This window comes from Agrobacterium sp. Azo12 (assembly GCF_029193765.2).
Classification (GTDB): domain Bacteria; phylum Pseudomonadota; class Alphaproteobacteria; order Rhizobiales; family Rhizobiaceae; genus Agrobacterium.
Genome location: NZ_JARFYO020000002.1, coordinates 177271 through 196020 on the forward strand (window position 1 = coordinate 177271; position 18750 = coordinate 196020).

At 54.0% G+C, this 18750-nt stretch carries 17 protein-coding genes; 7 read left to right on the forward strand and 10 right to left on the reverse strand.

Annotated features, from left to right (window positions below):
- Nucleotides 1–340: 340 nt before the first annotated feature.
- Genes PYL13_RS17305 through PYL13_RS17315 form a run of 3 tightly spaced genes read left to right on the forward strand, consistent with a single transcriptional unit; the run spans nt 341 to nt 3311 of the window.
- Nucleotides 341–1834, forward strand: coding sequence for a sensor histidine kinase (locus PYL13_RS17305; RefSeq protein ID WP_250985722.1), 1494 nt, complete (start codon nt 341–343; stop codon nt 1832–1834).
- The gene (locus PYL13_RS17310; protein ID WP_192489338.1) at nt 1831–2268 is read left to right on the forward strand and encodes a response regulator; all 438 of its coding nucleotides are present in this window, start codon (nt 1831–1833) and stop codon (nt 2266–2268) included. The genes PYL13_RS17305 and PYL13_RS17310 overlap by 4 nt, the downstream gene beginning before the upstream one ends.
- 8 nt (nt 2269–2276) lie before the next feature.
- The gene (locus PYL13_RS17315) at nt 2277–3311 is read left to right on the forward strand and encodes a sensor histidine kinase (protein WP_259149763.1); all 1035 of its coding nucleotides are present in this window, start codon (nt 2277–2279) and stop codon (nt 3309–3311) included.
- 80 nt (nt 3312–3391) lie between these two features.
- Here the strand turns inward: PYL13_RS17315 and PYL13_RS17320 are convergent, their stop codons facing one another.
- From PYL13_RS17320 to PYL13_RS17330, 3 genes are all read right to left on the reverse strand, one after another.
- On the reverse strand, nt 3392–4990 hold the full coding sequence (locus PYL13_RS17320; protein ID WP_275642475.1) for an ABC transporter substrate-binding protein: 1599 nt from the start codon (nt 4988–4990) through the stop codon (nt 3392–3394).
- A gap of 91 nt (nt 4991–5081) precedes the next feature.
- Nucleotides 5082–5711, reverse strand: a complete 630-nt coding sequence (locus PYL13_RS17325; protein WP_259149765.1) for an SGNH/GDSL hydrolase family protein — start codon at nt 5709–5711, stop codon at nt 5082–5084.
- A gap of 7 nt (nt 5712–5718) precedes the next feature.
- Complete coding sequence (locus PYL13_RS17330; RefSeq protein ID WP_192489342.1) at nt 5719–6867, reverse strand: mandelate racemase family protein; 1149 nt, start codon at nt 6865–6867, stop codon at nt 5719–5721.
- A 345-nt stretch (nt 6868–7212) separates the two neighbouring features.
- On the opposite strand from PYL13_RS17330, the gene PYL13_RS17335 reads away from it, so the two are divergent.
- Both PYL13_RS17335 and PYL13_RS17340 read left to right on the forward strand, forming a co-directional pair.
- A complete protein-coding gene (locus PYL13_RS17335) occupies nt 7213–7596 on the forward strand; it encodes a RidA family protein (RefSeq protein ID WP_250985717.1) in 384 nt (127 codons plus the stop codon).
- A 1-nt stretch (nt 7597) separates the two neighbouring features.
- Nucleotides 7598–8737 (forward strand): PLP-dependent cysteine synthase family protein, encoded by a 1140-nt coding sequence (locus PYL13_RS17340; RefSeq protein WP_275642476.1) that lies wholly within the window; start codon nt 7598–7600, stop codon nt 8735–8737.
- 284 nt (nt 8738–9021) lie between these two features.
- Here the strand turns inward: PYL13_RS17340 and PYL13_RS17345 are convergent, their stop codons facing one another.
- The 5 genes from PYL13_RS17345 to PYL13_RS17365 form a co-directional block, all read right to left on the reverse strand.
- Nucleotides 9022–9807 carry an ABC transporter permease gene (locus PYL13_RS17345; RefSeq protein WP_250985716.1) on the reverse strand — a complete coding sequence of 262 codons (786 nt, stop codon included), beginning with the start codon at nt 9805–9807 and terminating at the stop codon, nt 9022–9024.
- On the reverse strand, nt 9804–10982 hold the full coding sequence (locus PYL13_RS17350) for an ABC transporter permease (RefSeq protein WP_259149766.1): 1179 nt from the start codon (nt 10980–10982) through the stop codon (nt 9804–9806). Before PYL13_RS17350 ends, PYL13_RS17345 begins: the two co-directional genes overlap by 4 nt.
- The gene (locus PYL13_RS17355) at nt 10979–12043 is read right to left on the reverse strand and encodes an ABC transporter ATP-binding protein (RefSeq protein ID WP_259149816.1); all 1065 of its coding nucleotides are present in this window, start codon (nt 12041–12043) and stop codon (nt 10979–10981) included. Before PYL13_RS17355 ends, PYL13_RS17350 begins: the two co-directional genes overlap by 4 nt.
- A 109-nt stretch (nt 12044–12152) precedes the next feature.
- Complete coding sequence (locus PYL13_RS17360) at nt 12153–13193, reverse strand: ABC transporter substrate-binding protein (RefSeq protein WP_275642477.1); 1041 nt, start codon at nt 13191–13193, stop codon at nt 12153–12155.
- A gap of 116 nt (nt 13194–13309) precedes the next feature.
- A complete protein-coding gene (locus tag PYL13_RS17365; RefSeq protein WP_192489347.1) occupies nt 13310–13858 on the reverse strand; it encodes a cupin domain-containing protein in 549 nt (182 codons plus the stop codon).
- A 181-nt stretch (nt 13859–14039) separates the two neighbouring features.
- Here PYL13_RS17365 and hisD point away from each other — a divergent pair, with 181 nt between their 5' ends.
- A complete protein-coding gene (gene hisD / locus PYL13_RS17370) occupies nt 14040–15338 on the forward strand; it encodes a histidinol dehydrogenase (protein ID WP_275642478.1) in 1299 nt (432 codons plus the stop codon).
- A 205-nt stretch (nt 15339–15543) separates the two neighbouring features.
- On the opposite strand, the gene dgoD is transcribed toward hisD, so the two are convergent.
- Nucleotides 15544–16692 (reverse strand): galactonate dehydratase, encoded by a 1149-nt coding sequence (gene dgoD, locus PYL13_RS17375; protein WP_259149767.1) that lies wholly within the window; start codon nt 16690–16692, stop codon nt 15544–15546.
- A 46-nt stretch (nt 16693–16738) separates the two neighbouring features.
- Nucleotides 16739–17503, reverse strand: a complete 765-nt coding sequence (locus PYL13_RS17380) for a FadR/GntR family transcriptional regulator (RefSeq protein WP_259149817.1) — start codon at nt 17501–17503, stop codon at nt 16739–16741.
- Between the two features lie 203 nt (nt 17504–17706).
- Here PYL13_RS17380 and PYL13_RS17385 point away from each other — a divergent pair, with 203 nt between their 5' ends.
- Nucleotides 17707–18690, forward strand: coding sequence for an arabinose ABC transporter substrate-binding protein (locus tag PYL13_RS17385; protein ID WP_275642479.1), 984 nt, complete (start codon nt 17707–17709; stop codon nt 18688–18690).
- Nucleotides 18691–18750 lie beyond the last annotated feature (60 nt).

Below are 18750 nucleotides of genomic sequence, written 5' to 3' on the forward strand. Positions count from 1 at the left end.
GCTCGCAAAATCGGCCGTACAGTTTTCCACAATTCGGTACGCATTTTTTCCGCCCCCGGACCAAAAAATGCGCCAAAGCCCACTGCACAGCAGAGATGAGACGATGCCTGCCTGACAAATCGCAGCATCGAACAAAAAAATCGAGCAGCGCATGGAACGAAAATACGCTCCACGCGTTATTTTTGGTCGCATTAGGTGAAACAGCCAAGGACATGAGACGAACAACACTTCATTAGATAACCACGCAACATTCTTGACAGAAGTGTGATACGTCCCTCCCTCATATCGACCCTCCCCTTGCCTCTAGATATTTGAGGCACTCACCCGACCCGGATTTTTCATGGCACGAATCACAAACTTTGCACGATCAACCCTGCTCATGCTGGTCGCAGGCATTGCTCTGCTTATCGTTATGGTTGGTTCATCGTTATGGCTCGTTAACGCCAACAATGATTATTCCCGGGAAATTCTTCAGCTTCGCACCATCCGTGCGCACGTTCTTAACATGCTGACATCCATGCAAGACGCTGAAACTGGCCAGCGGGGTTATTTACTTTCGCGTGATGAAAAATATCTCGAACCATACAACGAAGCAATGGCGCGACTGCCGGATATCAGGCCGAAGCTGCGGGAAAGCCTTTCCGACAACCCGGTACTTGCCGCAAAGCTGCCAGAACTGGACAAGCTTACAGACGCAAAAATTGAAGAGACAAACCGCACGCTTGCCCTGGCCGAGAACGGCGATTTTGACGGCGCTATCTCGCTACTCAGGACGGATTCTGGTCTCCGGTACATGGATGAAATTCGCGATATCCTCTCCACCTACCAAACCACGGTAGACGACAGGTTACGCATCATTGTTTCTGAGCAGATTGATATCGCGCGAATATTGCAATGGCTAACAATAACAGCTGCTATTGCCATACTGGGCGTTGTTGGTGGTGCGCTTGCGATCATCGTCCAGCACATTCGTGCTCTTTCAAGCGCTCAGGAGGAACTGGCATATCTTAACAAGGGGCTGGAAGAACGCGTGAACGAACGCACCGAAGACCTTATTCGCGCCAATCAGGAAATCCAGCGTTTCGCCTATATCGTTACCCATGACCTGCGTGCGCCACTTGTCAATATCATGGGATTTTTGAGCGAGTTTGAAAGTTCGGTCAAACACCTCACCGCCTATGTTCTGGCGGATGAAAAAAAGCCTGACGAGCAGGACATTCGCAATGCTCGCCTTGCCGTAGAAGAAGACCTGCCGGAGGCAATCACCTTCATTCGTTCATCGACGCGCAAGATGGATCAGTTGATCAATGCCATCCTGAAGATATCCCGCGACGGACGCCGCAAACTAACCCCTGAAAAGATAGACCTTCAGTCCTTGTTGGATACGGCATCAGCCAGCGTCCATCACCAGGTCACCAGTTCAGGTGGCGATATCTCCATTTCGATGGACGTGCGTCACGTTATCAGCGATCGCATTTCGCTAGACCAAATCTTTGGCAACCTGTTCGACAACGCAGTTAAATATCAGCAACCTGGTCGACCCTTGCAGCTTTCCGTCAGAAGTTACAGCAATGGACATGGCCGTGTGCGCATTGACATCAAAGACAATGGTCGCGGGATCGGACGTCAGGACCTGGAACGCATCTTCGAACTGTTCCGGCGTGCGGGTGAGCAGGACCAACCAGGCGAAGGAATTGGACTTGCCCACGTCCGGTCACTAATAAGAAATTTAGGAGGAGACATTACGGTGGATTCTGAACCAGGCAAAGGCAGCACTTTTAGGCTGATTTTGCCTTCAGATTTGACCAAAATCCCAAGGAGTAACGAGCTATGAAAGCTTCTGGCCAGGAAGTCACTATCGTCATGATCGAGGACGATGAGGGACACGCCCGTCTTATCGAGAAAAATGTCCGCCGCGCCGGCGTCAATAACGAGATCGTCCCCTTCACCCTGGGCAAGAAGGCGCTCGACTACATCTTGGGCGAAAACCGTGATGGTCTGCCGAGCAAGGACCGCTATCTGCTCATTCTGTTGGATTTGAACCTGCCGGACATGTCAGGCATCGATATCCTTGAACAGATCAAGACAAATGAACACACGCGCCGGCTTCCGGTCGTGGTGTTGACAACAACTGACGACGAACGTGAAATCCAAAAATGTTATGACCTTGGCGCAAACGTCTATATTACCAAACCGGTCGATTATGATGGATTCGCGACCGCCATCCGCAATCTGGGCCTGTTTTTCTCCGTTATTCAGGTGCCTTGAGGAATTCAATGCCGGCTCGCATTTTATACATTGACGACGATCCGGCATTGGCAAGGCTGGCGCAGCGTATTCTTGGCCGCTACGATTACAGTGTAACTCATGCAGCCTCCGTTGCAGCCGGCATTGAGGCCTTCATGGCCGACACCTATGACGCCGTTGTCCTGGACCATTATTTTCAGGACAAGACTGGCTTACATTTTCTAGAGGAAATTGGGTGTAAATCTACACTGGTTCCCATTCTCTATGTAACAGGGTCCAGCGATGCGCAGATTGCAATTAACGCGCTTAAGGGCGGCGCTGCGGACTACGTGATCAAAACGGTAACCGACGACTTTTTCCCGCTCTTGGCCAGTGCCATCGATCAGGCACTGAACAATGCCAGACTACGACGGGAAAAGGACGAGGCCGACCGGTTGCTGATCGTTGCCAAGGAACGGGCAGAACTGATGGTGGCTGAGATGAACCACCGTGTAGCCAATAGTTTGTCACTTGTTTCGGCCATGATCCGCTTGCAGACCAACACCGTCATCAGTGATGAAGCCAAGAACGCGCTTCAGGAAACCCAAAGTCGCATTGCAGCGATCGCTGGCGTTCATCGCAGTCTTTACACCTCGGAAAATGTCGGCGCTGTCGCCCTCGATGTCTATCTCGGCGCTTTGATCGACGACCTGCAACGCACCGGTGGCGCATCCCCTGAGATCATTGTTACCACCGACCTGAGGGCAGTGTTTGTCACCGCCGATCAGGCCGTGGCGCTGGGTGTGATCGTGACCGAACTGGTCTCCAACGCCCTCAAATATGCCTACCCGGAAGGCAAGGGACAGATTGGAGTCACGTTACGCCAGACGGAGGACAACCAACTTCAGCTGTGTGTCGATGATGACGGGATCGGTTTCAATCCGTCGGAACCTCCCAAAGGCACCGGTCTTGGTACCAAGCTTATCAAGGCAATGTGCAAGACACTGGATGCGACACTGGATTACGATGAGAGTGCACCCGGCGGGCATGTTCGCCTGACCTGGGCAGTACCGGTCGTAATCTAGCGACACAGGTTTCATCCCGAAAACAGAAAAGGCGCGTGGTAACACGCGCCTTTCTTTGCCTTTGGGAGGATAAGGCGGGATCAACGATCCTTGCTGATGCTTTCAAAACGCGAAAGCCAAGGGCTGACAATCATACCTTTCACGTCACTGCGGAAAGCAGCGGTATCAACGACTTCCGAGAACGGCTGGATCGACATGACGATTTCATCCATGTAGGTCTGAATGTCCTCGTAGAGCTTGCCCTGCTTGGCGATATCACGCTCAAGCAACGCATCTTCGATCATCTTGTTCAGCTTCTCGTCGTAAAAGCTGGTGCGCCATCCCTGATAGTTGGTCAGCTTTGCATCGTCTGCGTTATTCGGGTTGTAGGCGATAGAACGCAGATTGTTGTCAGGGTGTGGCTGCTGACCGCCACCACCGCGACCAAGCAGCAGTTCAAACTTACGCTCACGCATCGCACCGTAAATCTGGTCGCCGGAACCGCTGATGATTTCAGCCTGAATACCGGCCTGTGCCAGTGTGTTCTGGATGGCTGTTGCGGCTTTCATGAACGGATCTTCGGAGAGAACACGCAGTGTGGTCTTGAAACCGTTCGGGAAACCACCCTCGGCCAACAGAGCCTTGGCCTTTTCGATATCCAGCTTGTAACCTTCATCCGGTAACGAGCCGAGGAAACCGGTGCTGATCGGGCGCTGATGCAGTTTGCCGTAATACGGCATGATTGCCTTGTCGAGACCTTCGTAATCGATCAGGTAACGCAGTGCTTCGCGCACTTTCTTATTGGCGAAACGTTCGTCTTTCATCGAGACGCTGAGGTAATAGAAGCCCGAACCGGGCGTCGATTCAATGGCGATATCCTTGTCTGCTTCAAGCGAACGCAGGTCAGGTGCCTGCAAGGAATACGCGACGTCGATATCGCCCTTTTCAAGCATCAGGCGCTGGGATTGTGATTCCGGCAGATGGCGCATGAGAACGCGCTTCATCGCTGGCTTCTCACCCCAGTAGTCGTCATTGCGGGTAAGAATGATAAATTCGTTCGACTTCCACTGTGTCAGTTTGAATGGTCCCGAACCCGCCGAATTCAGTGTCAGCCAGCTGGCACCAAGATCGCCGTCTTTTTCATTGGCCAGAGCTGTCTTGCTGTCGATGATGGAGCCTGGACCGTTCTGGGCAAGGATCATCAGCAGCAGGCTCGGGTCATCCGGCTGCGGCAGGTTGAGGACAAATGTGGTGTCATTTTCAGCAACAAACAGCTTGTCAGCGTTCTCAACCTTGTAACCACGGGTCTTGAGGAACGAAGACTGCGCAAGATTGCGAACAAGCAGACGCTTCAGGCTCCAGGCAACGTCCTGTGCAGTCACGGCATTGCCGGATTCAAACTTGGCATCGCTGCGCAGATGGAAGCGAATGGACATGCGGTCTTCGGCGACTTCCCAACGCTCTGCGAGACGCGGCTGGATGCTGCGGTCTTCTGGCGACAGAATGACCAGAGTGTCATAGGTATTGTTGAGAACCTGAACGGTTTCACGGCCGGTGATTGCGGCGGGATCAAGCGTCAGGATATTGCTCATTGTTGTCGCAACGACGAGCTGATCCTTGGGTGTTTCGGCAAACGAATTGATTGGCAAAGCACCGATCAAAAGCGCGCCGAGGGCCGCGGTAGCAAGAAAGTGTCTCATATTTCCTCCCAATTTGCCGTTTCCTTTGGAATGACGGCTCTCCAAGTTTTCAATATACAGACCGGCCTGTTCCTCCACAGGCCCGGATGGATCAGCGAAGGATCTCACCAACAGGTGCTGCCAGTGCTTTTCCTATCTTTGCAGTTTCGTCAGCCTCCAGATGAACACCATCAACCGGGGATGACTTTGCTACAGAACCAGCATCGAAGAAGAAATGGCCAAGTTCTGCGGCAAGTTTGCGATAAAGGGGGCCAAGACGCTGCGATTCCGCGATATCGCGACCAGCGGCGGGAACGCCGCTCGCACCGGCAACACAGGCAGGTGGCGCAACGATCATCAACTTCGGTTTTGCATCACGCGGCTTGTAAGGAAACGTATCAACGATCTGCGCAAGCCGGCGGATGCCGGTCACGGCGGGCTCGGCACGCCCGCCATGGGTTGGCTTGATATCATTTGTGCCAAGCATGATGATGACGAGGTCCAGCGGCATATGGCTTGCCAGCGCAACTTCCAGCGCCTTGGCACCATTGCGGCAGGCCGGCCCGGCATGGTCATCATAACATGTGGTGCGGCCGCCAAGCCCTTCTGAAAGGATCTTCGCCTGGCCACCCAGTTCTTTTTCCAGCACATCCGGCCAGCGATAGTCGGCCGGATGGCGCAGGCCGGTCGTTGGGTCGGCACCCCATGTAAGACTGTCTCCGAATGCAAGAACCGACTTCATGATGCGATCACCGAACCCTGTTGTTCTCAATGAAGTTGAAGTCGATGTCTTCACCGAGACCCGGACGATCCGGCACATGGACGTAACCGTCACTATCCATCGGGTCTGACAGCGACTTCAGATAATCGTGACCGTCGTCATATTCGAGGAATGGATGCAGCAGGCCACGCTCGTACCAGCGGCAATTCTTGGTCGCGGCGACCACATGCAGGTTCATGGCGGTATTGCCGTGCACTTCGCATTCAACGCCGAATGCTTCCGCCAGATGCATGGTCTTCAATGCTGGCGTAATACCCCCGACATCGTTGACACCCGTTCTGAGAATGTCGCAAGCACCTGCCTTCAGCCACTCAGCGCGATGCCAATGTTTGCCGGCTGCACTTTCTGGCCCGACAACCGGAATATCGAGATTATCGGCAAGCCACTTGTAGGACGACATGGATTGCTCATCCATTGGTTCTTCAATCCAGTCGAAACCAAGCTTTTCAAGTCCGCGGCCCAGCGCCAGCGCATCGGTGCGCGAATACCAGTGAAACGCATCGATCATCAGGCGAATATCAGGACCAACAGCTTCGCGAACTGCAGCGCACGCCTTCAGGTCCATTTTCACGTCAGGCGCCCAGCTGACAGGCGGCATCCAGGTGTGCAGCTTGATGCCCTTGTAGCCACGCTTGACCAGCGTTTCGCCAAACCGACCGTAATCTTCCGGAGTCGCCAGTCCACCTTCAAGTTCGTCACCACACATGATCGAACCATAGGCGAGAACCTTGTCGCGATAACCGCCGATCAACTTGTATACAGGTGTGTTCAAAGCCCGGCCGGCAAGATCCCACAATGCGCAGTCCACGACCGCCAGAGTGCGATCTGTCAGCTGCGCGGCAGAGCCGCGCTGCCAGTGCGCAAGGTCTTGCCACAAGCGTTCACGATCACGGTAGTCCTGACCGATCAGTACCTTTTTCACGAATTTTTCGATGACATGCGGGCGCACAATTTCAGGCGCCGTAAATGAGTGGCCTTCCAGACCATCCTCGGTGCGAATGGTGAGCATGGCCTGCTCCACCTTATGCGCGGGTCCGGGATGTGCATGACCGGCACTATCCGAATGGCGACGGGTCGTCGTTTGGAAAACGCGCACTTCGACGTCGGTGATGATCATAATTCCTCCCGTATGCAAGCATGGGCGCAGCACGCCCTCATCATTCTGCCTGACATAATTAGACAGAAATATCAGATTTTGTCAAATCTGTACGACAGATTTTTTATTCTGGATGACAGGTTGGCCTACATCATTGGAAAACCTTAAAAAAACCTCCAACCTCGCCCGGACAGCTGCAAACAAGTCTGGAAAAATCATCTGCAAAGGGTGACGTAATTGGCTTTGGACAAGCCTTCACATGCGATAACGTTGACAGGTCGCAGTGTGGCATCACCATATTGCGCGGCAAGAATCATCGCAGTGACGCCACCGCTGCGACACCACAAAACCATAAGTGAGATTTCAATGAAGCCTGTTTCCACCGACGCCGCACCAGCCGCCATTGGCCCATATTCACAAGCTATCGCCGTGAACGGACTGCTTTTTGTCTCAGGACAGATCCCAATCGACCCGGCCACCGGTGAATTTTCGTCCAACGACCCGGTTGAACAGACCCGCCAGTGCCTGCGCAATCTCGCAGCCATTGCAGAGGCCGCTGGTACGGATCTTTCCAGAACCGTCAAGACAACAGTGCTGGTACGCGACCTGTCGCGCTTTGCAGACATTAACGCCGCCTACGCAGAATTCTTCAAGGCGCCCTTCCCTGCCCGCGCGACCTTCGAGGTTTCGGCGCTGCCAAAGGGTGCCCAGATCGAAATCGAAGCTGTCATCGCCCTCAAGGACGCCTGACATGACTGACATGTGTTGCGAACATCACTTTGAACTGCCGATAGCAGCGGCTGACCGCGAATGGACGCGACGCGCATTGAATATTCTGCAGGGCGATGGACATCGCTCTGCAGACACGCACCTCGTCAAACCGATTTTTCCCGGCCTGAAAAACATCAGCGTATACCTGAAGGACGAAAGCACACACCCGACGGGCAGCCTCAAGCACCGTCTGGCACGCTCTCTTTTCCTTTACGGGATTTGTAACGGCCGAATCGGTCCGGGCACAACGCTTGTTGAGGCATCTTCCGGCTCGACCGCAGTCTCAGAGGCCTATTTTGCGAACCTGCTGGATCTCCCCTTCATCGCCGTCATGCCGCGCTCCACCAGCCCGCAGAAAGTTGAGGCGATCGAGCGCTTCGGCGGCAAGTGCCATTTCGTAGACCATGCTGGCGACGTCTATTCCGTGGCGCAGAAACTCGCCACTGAATCTGGCGGCCATTATCTGGACCAGTTCACCAATGCCGAAAGAGCAACGGACTGGCGCGGTAACAACAACATTGCCCAGAGCGTGTTCGAACAGATGCAATATGAGGGTCATCCCGTCCCGGACTGGGTAGTGATGAGCGCTGGCACAGGCGGGACATCGGCAACGATTGGTCGGTTCATCCGCTACAAGAACCTCGAAACGCGCCTCGCGGTCGTCGATGTTGAGGGTTCTGCCTTCTATGATGCCTGGGCAAGTGGCGACATGGAAAAAACTGCTCCGGGCAGTCGCATTGAAGGCATTGGCCGACCACGCGTCGAGCCTTCCTTCGTACCCGGCGTGATCGACCATATGATCCGCGTGCCGGATGTCGCTTCAATTGCTGCCGCCCACGTCCTGTCCGACCGGCTTTTCCGTCGTGTTGGTGGTTCAACCGGCACAAACTTCTTCGGTCTTTTGTGCATTGCCAGCGAAATGATGCGCCAAGGCAAGGACGGATCACTCGTATCCCTGATCTGTGATAGCGGAGACCGTTACTCCGCAACCTATTACAATCCGAAATGGATTGAAGAGCAGAAGCTGGACATCAAGCCGTGGCGTGAGCGCATTGAGGCATTCATCGACCACGGCACACCACTAAAGTATTCCACACAGCAATCTGAGCCCAGTACATGAGAAAACGGCCCAAAGGGAAAGTCGCGAAGTTTCTCTTTGGGTCGCTATCAACCTCGTTGGAAGTTGGCTGTTTTCTAAGGTTGCTGATCAACACAGAACGACCGACGACGAAATCATTGCCGCCAGCCTTGACACCCGTAAATGTGAGAATAGCCGGGTACGGATAAAGGCAAATCCTCCACAAACAGAACTCGTCCTTTCGAGGGCTTTGGAACGTCCTCTTCACCACAAAGTGTCATGTTATTGCGTCACTAACGAAGGACGGCAGCGCAGGTGACTTGTCTTTACGCCCGCGGGCTCTTTTTCTGAGCCAAAAGGACCAGTCCCGCTATGAGCACGGTTCCCACAATGAACAGCAATGCTGCAGCAGCAATTGCAGGGCTGATGTTTTCCCTGATTGTCGAAAACATCTGGCGGGCAACAGTGCGCTGATTGGGGCCCGCGACGAACAGCGTTAGAACAACTTCGTCCAGGGATGTGGCGAAGGCGAAAACAGCACCCGACACAATACCCGGCATGGCAAGCGGCAAGGTCACTTTCTGAAGGACGACAACTGGCGATGCGCCAAGGCTTGCTGCGGCATTCTCAAGCCGTCGATCAATGCCTTGCAGCGCCGCAGTAACGTTGACCACGACGAATGGGATAGCAATAACAGTGTGCGCGATGATAACCCCAACATATGTGTTGGCGAGACCATACTGAGCAAACATCAATTGCATACCCACCCCCAACACGACTGCCGGAACAACCATTGGTAGGAGGAACAAAGTCCGGAAGAAACTAAACAACAGCGAAACTGATTTTCCTCGCAATCCAAGAGCTGCAACAGTTCCCATGATGGTCGCTAAAATAGTCGTTCCGCTTCCAATCAAAAGACTATTGATTATGGACCGACGCCACGCGTCAGCCGTGAACAACTCATGGAACCACCTGAATGAAAACCCAGGGATGGGATAGTTGAGAAATATGCTGTCTGTAAAAGCGAGCGGAAGAATTGCGAACAGCGGTGCCATAAGGAAGAAAATTACGGTCGATCCGAATACGGCTTTGCTGGCGGTAAGCGTTTTCATGTGCGCGCCTCCTCGGAGGAAAGGCGAAGGTATACAACATAGAGGATCATCGTTGCTGCCAAAAGAACCATACCGAGAGCGCCAGCCATGCCCCAGTTTGCCGCGCCAGTCGCGTAATAGGCGATAACCGAGCTTATCATCTGATCTTGTGCTCCACCGATAAGCGCAGGCGTGATGTAATAGCCGAGAGCACTCATGAAGACGAGCAGCGCGCCTGATACGACACCGCGAAGGCTGAGCGGAAGTAAAACCAACAGGAATGCGCGGATAGGTGAAGCGCCTAATGAGGCTGCCGCTGGCATAAGGTTCTTGGGAATACCGATAAGAACGCTAAAAATTGGTAGGACCATGAAAGGTAGGAGCACATGGGTCATCGCAATAACAACGCCGAGCCGGTTGAAGATCAGAGGAACAGGCCCGCTCGTCAATCCAAGCGTTTGAAGAGTCAAGTTGATGAGACCGTTGTCCTGAAGGATAATGTACCAGGCGGCAGTGCGCACCAACAATGAAGTCCAGAGTGGAAGAAGTACAGCTCCCAGAAGCAGTTGGCGTTTCCACCCGGTCGTTGATGCAGCAACCATTGCGAACGGCAAGCCCACGGCGATGCAGCAGATTGTCACGATGCCAGCCATGATCAATGTACGGATCAGCGTAGTGCGATTGGCCGAGGTACCCTCTGGAGCGTTCGCAATGTTGCCGCTGGCGTCTCGTTGCAGATCGACAGCTGCCAGCAGGTTTCTGTCTGTAAGGGAAGCGCTCGCGGCGTCTTGGACGGCGATCCAGAATGCCGGGTCGCTCCACCGCGCATCAACGGACACCAAGTCGGTAACTGTCTGGTCAGCTACAGCATTACGTGTCTTGGTCATCAGAGTGCGGAAACCGGACTTAGCACTGTTCAGTCGACGGACGAGATCACCAAATAACTGATCGTCACTGATATTACGTATATCAGCGGCCAGCGACGCTTGTGCCTCTGAAGAAGGTGTCGATGACCGATCCCAACCTTCCAACGCCTCTGAAACCGTAGGAAGAGCATTTGACGCGACCGGATCAGAAACAGCGGACTTCATCATCGTGAAGAGAGGCGCCACGAAGAAGAAAACTAGAAAAATTGCGAGTGGTGCAATGAGCGCAAACGACTTGGTTTGTTTGGAGAGCCACGATGTTTGCGTCATGTGACGATCCAACATTGTTCGGGGCTGAACGACGCTACAATGTCTTGCCCAATCTCTGGAGCCACTGCCTTTCGATTGGCTTTGACGACAAGCCTCCGACCACCAGCATTGACCTCCACTTGAAGATGGTCTCCGTGGTAGACAATGTCAGTCACTCTCACCTTGAGCTCGTTTTGGCCCTCACCGACCGCGCCGAGCTCAATACGTTCTGGGCGCACCGATACCTTAACGTGCTTTCCAGGTTCATAAGTTGCGGTAGAAGCTACCTTTATCGGCTGACTGCCTTCCAACGTAACGTTAAGAAGGCCGTTAGATGAAGACGTCACCTTTCCAGAGAGAAGATTTGTTTCTCCAATAAACTCGGCGACGAACTGAGTTCTTGGCCTGTCGTATATTTCCGACGGACCTCCGATTTGCTCAATTTTTCCATGATTGAAGATAGCAATCCGATCCGACATTGTCAGTGCTTCTGTCTGGTCGTGCGTAACGAAGACAATGGTAAGCCCCAAGCGGTGATGAAGATCGCGAATGTCCATTTGCATCTGCTCGCGAAGCTTTTTGTCGAGAGCGCCCAATGGCTCGTCCATCAAGACGACCTCTGGTTCGAAAACCAATGCGCGGGCCAAAGCAACGCGCTGCTGTTGCCCACCGGACAGTTGTATGGGCTTGCGTTCCTGAAACGCACCGAGCTGAACCATGTCGAGCGCCTTCGTCACCCGTTCAACGATCTCACTCCTGGAGGCGCCACGCATTCTCAACGGAAACGCCACATTCTCAGCAACGGTCATGTGGGGAAAGAGTGCATAGTTCTGAAAAACGACACCCATATTTCGCTTATGGGGTGGAAGGGAATCGACGCGCTTACCAGCTACGGAGATCGCACCGCTGGTCGGGCTCTCAAACCCTGCCAGCATCATGAGAAGCGTCGTCTTTCCAGACCCGGAAGGCCCAAGCATACTGACGAACTCGCCCTTGCCGATAGACAAGTCTAGATTATCAACGACAGTCATGATGCCGAACGCTTTGCTGACTTTGTCGAAATTTATAAACGCGTCGCTCATCATAACCTACGCTCGTATTGGATAACGCAACCTCCCTCCTCTCTCTGATGAGGGAAGGTCCGTTGCCCTTTTTCGGGCAACGGATATCAGGACATGAAAAGGCTGGCGCTTACTGCGCGAGCCAGGCGTTGAAGCGTTGCGTCAGCTCCTCCGCGTTGTCGGTCCAAAAGTCTACATCAAGCGGGATTGCGTCACTAATGTTTGCCTCAGTCGTCGGAAGTTCTTCCTGGAACTGCTGAAGGACCAACTTGGTCGCTCCCAGGTTGGGCAGACCATAAGCAATATACTCGGGCAGCTTGGCCTGATTTTCGGCCTTGCTCGCATAGCTAATGAAATCCATGCCTGCGTCCTTGTTTGGGCTGTCTTTCAAAATCACCCAGCTGTCGATAGCGTAGATGCTACCCGGGAACACAAAGCCGAACTTCTTGCCTTCCGAGCGGTTGATACCGCTGATACGGCCATTGTAGGCCGTGGTCATGACCACTTGTCCCGACGACAGGAGCTGCAGTGGCTGAGCGCCTGCATCCCACCAAATGATGTCGGCCTTCAATTCATCGAGCTTTTTAAATGCGCGATCAACACCACCTTCACCACTGAGAACGTCGTAGACCTCTTTGGCAGGTACACCATCAGCCATCAGAGCGAACTCGAGAGCGTATTTCGGACCCTTGCGGAAGCCGCGCTTGCCAGGAAACTTCTTGGTATCCCAGAAGTCTGCCCAGGTCTTTGGGGCTTCCTTCAGTTTTTCTCCGTCATAAGAGAGACCAGTCGACCATACGATGTTGCCAACGCCGCAGTCACTGACCGCGGCAGCAAGGTAGGCGTCCTTACCGCCAAGTTTTTCCCAGTCGATTTTTTCATATATGCCATCGGCGCAACCCAGCGCCAGTTCTTCAGCCTCAACTTCGACGACATCCCAGTTGGGAACGCCAGCCTTGACCTTGGCCTGCAAAACGCCGTAGCCACCATCCCAACTTTCGTCGAGAACCGGCTTACCAGTTTCGGCTGCATAGGGTTCGAAGAAGATTTTACGCTGCGCATCCTGAAAGTTTCCACCCCAAGACACGACTGTCAGATCACGTGCCTGCGCACTCAAACTGCCTGCCATCAGGATGGTGGATGCAATGATTGTAGCTTTAAAGATTTTCATCGGACGCTCCCCTTTGTGTTATCGACCGGCCAATAGGAAAGCACGTTTCCAAACTTTGAAAAGCGGGGTTAACCACGTTGTTCACTATACTCACCACCCTTCTGTAGGTTTGAACATCAGTAAGTCGGTGGTGTAATCGCGCTCAGGATTTCGCTAGGCCCTTCGTCTACATTGCGGAATCGATGGGGAAGCCTGCTATCAAAATAATATCCATCCCCAGGCTTCAGGACCTTTTTAACGTTGCCCACAGTGATCTCAACCATTCCCGACAGCACCATTCCCGCTTCCTGGGCCGCGTGAGTGAATTCCTCGCCAGTGTCTGCACCAGGCGCGTAGCGCTCATGCAACATCAGGAGTTGCCGGTTGGGATGGTCCAGTCCGATAACGCGATATGAAATTGTATCAACCTTTCCAATCTCCACGAGGTCTGCGGACGAGTAGAAGGGTGAATACGGCAGACTGGATTGGAGATCAGAGAAAAACCCGGGAAGTGTCGTACCAAGTGCATCCAGAACCGCACCAAGCGTGTCTATTGACGGGCTCATCCGGTCACGCTCGATCAAGGAAATCGTCGAATGCGATATGCCCGAGCGCGCTGCCAGTTCCCTAACGCCCAAGTCTCGGCGGCGCCGGAGCTCTCGAAGCTTACTCCCAATTTTAGGCATCAGTCAGGCCCTTCTGGTTCTGTATGCGGACGACCATGACACCCCAAGCCCTGGTGAGATACCCAGCACCGGCAAACACTCTTCAATGTGGTGAATATAATGAACAAGTGGTTTAGGGGCAATTGCCGGAAAGCTCACCTTGGAAGATGCTCACGTCAATCATCCCACATAGGAGGTTTCGATGACGTCGCGTCTCAATGCGCTGGAAGGCAAATTTATCAAGATTAAAGAACCTACGCGAGACGCTGTCTCCGATACGGCTCCCGTCGAAAAAACGGTAAAGGACATTATCGCGAACGTCCGCGAGCGTGGCGACGCAGCGGTTCGTGAATACTCGCTCACCTTCGACAAAGCCGACGTCGCGAACTTTGAAGTTACAGAGGAAGAGAAGCAGAAGGCTGTTGCTGATCTCGACCCACAGACACGCGAAGATACCGAGTTTGCCATTGCAAACGTCCGCCGCTTCGCAGAGGCTCAGCTCGGCACGATTCTGCCGCTTGAAATCGAGAGCCTGCCGGGCCTGCACTTAGGGCACCGCGTTATTCCGATTGAGATCGTCGGTTGCTACGTGCCAGGTGGACGCTATCCGCTTCTTTCGGCACCAGTCATGACGATTGTCCCAGCGAAGGTCGCTGGTTGTGACCAGGTTATTGCTTGCCTGCCGCCAAATGCGCATCCTGCAATGATCGCTGGCTGCCACCTCGCTGGCGCAGATCGTATCTTCCGCGTGGGCGGTGCACAGGCTATTGCAGCAATGGCTTACGGGACCGAGACCATTCCTGCCGTCGACAAAATCGTCGGTCCGGGCAATGCATTTGTAAACGAGGCCAAGCGTCAGGTCTTCGGACAAGTTGGTATTGACCAGTTGGCGGGTCCAAGTGAAATCTTCATCGTCGCCGATGAAACTGCCAACCCGGCAACACTTGCAACCGATATGCTGGCCCAGGCCGAGCACGATGTGCGCACGCGTGTTGGCCTCGTAACGACCAGCCGTGAGATCGCGGAAGAGACTATAAAGGAAGTCGAGAAGCAGCTCGAAACACTGTCTACGGCGGCTGTGGCCGGCGTCGCGTGGAGGGACTACGGCGAAGTTACCCTCGTAGAGGACGAGGAAACGATGATCGCCTATTCCGATTACATCGCAACTGAGCACCTTCAGGTTCACACGCGCGACGCGAAGGCGACAGCGAAAAAGCTGCGCAATTACGGCTCCATCTTCATCGGTGAACTTGCAAGCGTTGTATACTCTGACAAGTGCTGCGGCACCAACCACACGCTGCCAACCATGGCCGCGGGTCGTTATACTGGAGGCCTTTGGGTTGGCTCCTACGTGAAGATTGCCACCCACCAGTGGCTTGATGAACGTGGCGTTGCTGCGGTTGCTCCTGCTGCTGTTCGCCAGAGCGCGACAGAACAGCTTGAAGGTCACCGCCGCGCTGCAGCGCTGCGCCTGAGCCCTAAGCAGCTTGCAGCAGAATGATCTGATCCTGCCGCAAGTCTGATGTTGAGGAAAACCGTCGAAAAAATTCCGCGGTTTTCTGCATCAAAAAAGGCGATTGTGGCGTCGACTAGGCGTATCCGCCACAGCAAATACCGGCCGTAAATAGACAACGAGAAAACGCCGTGACAGGGATATGTCACGGCGTTTGTTTCTGTGCGCTTGGGTCATCACACCTGTCGCAGCATTACCACTCGGCGACGCTGCCATCTTCATGGCGCCAGACCGGGTTGCGCCAGCGGTGCCCTTCCTTGGCGCGCTCAATCACATAGGCTTCATCAACCTCAACACCGAGGCCAGGTCCCTGCGGAATGCCAACAAAACCATCGGCATACTGGAACACGTCCTTGTTGGAGATGTAATCAAGGATATCGTTGGACTTGTTGTAGTGAATGCCGAGGCTCTGTTCCTGAATGAAGGCATTGTAGCTCACGGCATCAACCTGCAAGCAGGCAGCAAGAGCAATTGGACCAAGCGGGCAATGCGGAGCAAGCGCCACGTCATAGGCTTCGGCCATGGTTGCAATCTTGCGGCACTCGGTAATGCCGCCGGCATGGGACAGATCCGGCTGTAAAATATCAACATAGCCGTCCGACAGAACAGACTTGAAGTCCCAACGTGAATAGAGACGTTCACCAAGCGCAATCGGCGTCGAGCAATGGTTGGCGATTTCCTTCAGCGCTTCACGGTTTTCAGACAGCACCGGCTCTTCAATGAATAGCAAGTTATAGGGCTGCAATTCCTTGGCCAGGACCTTGGCCATCGGCCGATGCACACGGCCATGGAAATCAACGCCAATGCCGATATGCGGGCCTACGGCCTCGCGAATGATCGCGATGGTTTCAACGGCCTTTTCAACCTTTTCCCAGGTATCAACGATCTGCATTTCCTCGCAGCCATTGAGCTTGATTGCCTTGAAACCACGGGCAACCACATCACGGGCATTGTTGGCCACATCGCTCGGCCGGTCACCCCCGATCCAGGAATAAACCTTGATCCGATCACGAACCTGTCCACCAAGCAAAGCATGAATGGGCTGGCCCAGCGCCTTGCCCTTGATGTCCCAAAGCGCCTGATCGATACCGGCAAGCGCACTCATGTGGATGGCACCACCGCGATAGAAACCACCGCGGTACATGACCTGCCAATGGTCTTCGATCATCATTGGATCTTTGCCAACGAGATAATCGGCCAGTTCATGCACAGCTGCTTCAACGGTCAGCGCACGGCCTTCGACAACCGGCTCACCCCACCCGACAATTCCCTCATCCGTTTCTATCTTCAGGAACATCCAGCGCGGAGGGACAATGTAGGTCGTCAGTTTCGTAATTTTCATGAAGCTTCACTCATCTAGCAATAAAGTCCGGAAGGGAAATCCGCGATCAGACGGGACAGTGATCGGGATGTTTGCGCACAGCGATTGCAAGATCGCGCGCTGCAATTTCGAGCATGTGGTTGGCGCATGTCCGTGCCGCATTGGCATCACGCAAACGCAAGGCTTCAACAAGCTGATAGTGCACATCCAGCGCCTCGACCCGGGTATCCACTGCCTCGTTGGAGGCGTGCAGGGAAAACTCCAGCGCGGCGCTAATAATGCTCGAAAGCTGCATGAAAACCTGATTGTGACTGGCTTTGAGCAAAGCGGCATGGAAGGCAACATCCGCCTGCGTGAATTTCTCCACATCACCTTCAGAATCACGCATCTGCTGCCAAGCCTGCTCTATCTCGGCAATCTCCTGCATGCTGGCGCGTTGCGCGGCAAGTTCGGCGGCAAATGGTTCGATTGCCCGGCGGGCATCGAGCACGCATTGCAAAAGATCCAGTTCAAAAATGCGCGGACCGATCCACTCCAGAACCTGCTGATCGAGGATGTTCCAGTCTTCCTTGACGCAGACCTGCGTGCCGATACGGGAACGTCCACGTACCAGGCCTTTGGATTCGAGAATCTTCAACGATTCCCGGATCACTGTCCGGCTGACGGAATATTGCGTGCACAGCTCGTTTTCTGTGGGCAGCATGCTTCCTGCGGGAAACACATCGGCAAAGATATCAGTCGCAATCGCTCGCGTTACATTTTTCTGGACACGAGGGCGTTTGACGCTCCCGGCACCATTGGCTGGCACAGCCTGTTCCTGCCGTTCTTGCAACGCCACTCTTAACCTCCCGCTTGCTTCGCCACATGTCGCGATCCTTATCGCAGTTTCACTCACATGGCGATGCCGTGTCGCATATCACGACCGCGATATGTCATATACTGACTTTTTATTCATCATACAAATGTAATTGACGAATATGATGAAAGAAACTAAACAACATACACTGCAAAGGCAGTCACCTAGGGAGAGAGACAATGGGCTTTGTTAAAACAGCCATTCTGGCTGGCACTGTCGCCGTATTCGCCGCGACCTCCGCATTCGCCGCCGACGTCAAGATCGGCTTCATCGTCAAGCAGCCGGAAGAACCGTGGTTCCAGGACGAATGGAAATTCGCTGACATCGCCGCAAAGGAAAAGGGTTTTACCCTTGTCAAGATTGGCGCTGAAGATGGTGAAAAAGTACAATCAGCCATCGACAACCTCGGCGCACAGGGCGCGCAGGGCTTCATCATCTGCACACCCGACGTGAAGCTCGGCCCTGGCATCGTTGCGAAGGCGGCAGCCAACGACCTCAAGATCATGACTGTTGATGACCGCCTGGTAAATGCAGATGGCAGCCCGATTGAAGATGTGCCGCATATGGGCATTTCTGCCGCAAAGATTGGCGAAGCAGCTGGCCAGACAATCGTTGATGAAATCAAGAAGCGTGGCTGGGACATGAACGAAGTGGGCGCAATCCGCGTCTCCTACGACCAGCTGCCAACCGCAGTTGACCGCGTAAACGGTGCGCTTGACGCCCTGAAAGCTGCAGGCTTCCCTGAAGCCAACATCTTTGATGCGCCGCAGGCAAAAACTGATACGGAAGCCGCTCTCAACGCAGCAACTGTCGTTCTCAACAAGAACGCCAAGATCAAGAAGTGGGTTGCCGTCGGCCTGAATGACGAAGCCGTCCTCGGTGCGGTCCGCGCAACGGAAAGCGTTGGCATTACGGCTGACAACATGATCGGCGTTGGCATCGGTGGCGCAGAATCCGCGATCAACGAGTTCAAGAAGGCTGACGCGACCGGTTTCTTCGGTACCGTCATCATTTCCCCGAAGCGCCACGGTTATGAAACCGCTCTCAACATGTATGAGTGGATTGCCAACGACAAGGAGCCGGAAAAGCTTATTCTGACGGCTGGTCAGGTCGCGGTGCGCGATAACTACGAGGCAGTTCGTGCCGACCTCGGCATTGAATAACCACTGATCCGAAAAGCAATGACCGGCCGCGTAAGGCGGCGGCCGGATTTCCTGTCGGAG

Excerpts from the sequence above, each read along its gene's own strand:
- PYL13_RS17350 (WP_259149766.1), bottom strand. The coding sequence starts at position 10,982 with ATGACGCAAACATCGTGGCTCTCCAAACAAACCAAGTCGTTTGCGCTC.
- PYL13_RS17320 (WP_275642475.1), bottom strand. The coding sequence starts at position 4,990 with ATGAGACACTTTCTTGCTACCGCGGCCCTCGGCGCGCTTTTGATCGGT.
- PYL13_RS17340 (WP_275642476.1), top strand. The coding sequence starts at position 7,598 with ATGACTGACATGTGTTGCGAACATCACTTTGAACTGCCGATAGCAGCG.
- PYL13_RS17385 (WP_275642479.1), top strand. The coding sequence starts at position 17,707 with ATGGGCTTTGTTAAAACAGCCATTCTGGCTGGCACTGTCGCCGTATTC.
- hisD (WP_275642478.1), top strand. The coding sequence starts at position 14,040 with ATGACGTCGCGTCTCAATGCGCTGGAAGGCAAATTTATCAAGATTAAA.
- PYL13_RS17335 (WP_250985717.1), top strand. The coding sequence starts at position 7,213 with ATGAAGCCTGTTTCCACCGACGCCGCACCAGCCGCCATTGGCCCATAT.
- PYL13_RS17360 (WP_275642477.1), bottom strand. The coding sequence starts at position 13,193 with ATGAAAATCTTTAAAGCTACAATCATTGCATCCACCATCCTGATGGCA.
- PYL13_RS17310 (WP_192489338.1), top strand. The coding sequence starts at position 1,831 with ATGAAAGCTTCTGGCCAGGAAGTCACTATCGTCATGATCGAGGACGAT.
- PYL13_RS17305 (WP_250985722.1), top strand. The coding sequence starts at position 341 with ATGGCACGAATCACAAACTTTGCACGATCAACCCTGCTCATGCTGGTC.
- PYL13_RS17345 (WP_250985716.1), bottom strand. The coding sequence starts at position 9,807 with ATGAAAACGCTTACCGCCAGCAAAGCCGTATTCGGATCGACCGTAATT.
- dgoD (WP_259149767.1), bottom strand. The coding sequence starts at position 16,692 with ATGAAAATTACGAAACTGACGACCTACATTGTCCCTCCGCGCTGGATG.
- PYL13_RS17330 (WP_192489342.1), bottom strand. The coding sequence starts at position 6,867 with ATGATCATCACCGACGTCGAAGTGCGCGTTTTCCAAACGACGACCCGT.
- PYL13_RS17325 (WP_259149765.1), bottom strand. The coding sequence starts at position 5,711 with ATGAAGTCGGTTCTTGCATTCGGAGACAGTCTTACATGGGGTGCCGAC.
- PYL13_RS17315 (WP_259149763.1), top strand. The coding sequence starts at position 2,277 with ATGCCGGCTCGCATTTTATACATTGACGACGATCCGGCATTGGCAAGG.
- PYL13_RS17355 (WP_259149816.1), bottom strand. The coding sequence starts at position 12,043 with ATGAGCGACGCGTTTATAAATTTCGACAAAGTCAGCAAAGCGTTCGGC.
- PYL13_RS17365 (WP_192489347.1), bottom strand. The coding sequence starts at position 13,858 with ATGCCTAAAATTGGGAGTAAGCTTCGAGAGCTCCGGCGCCGCCGAGAC.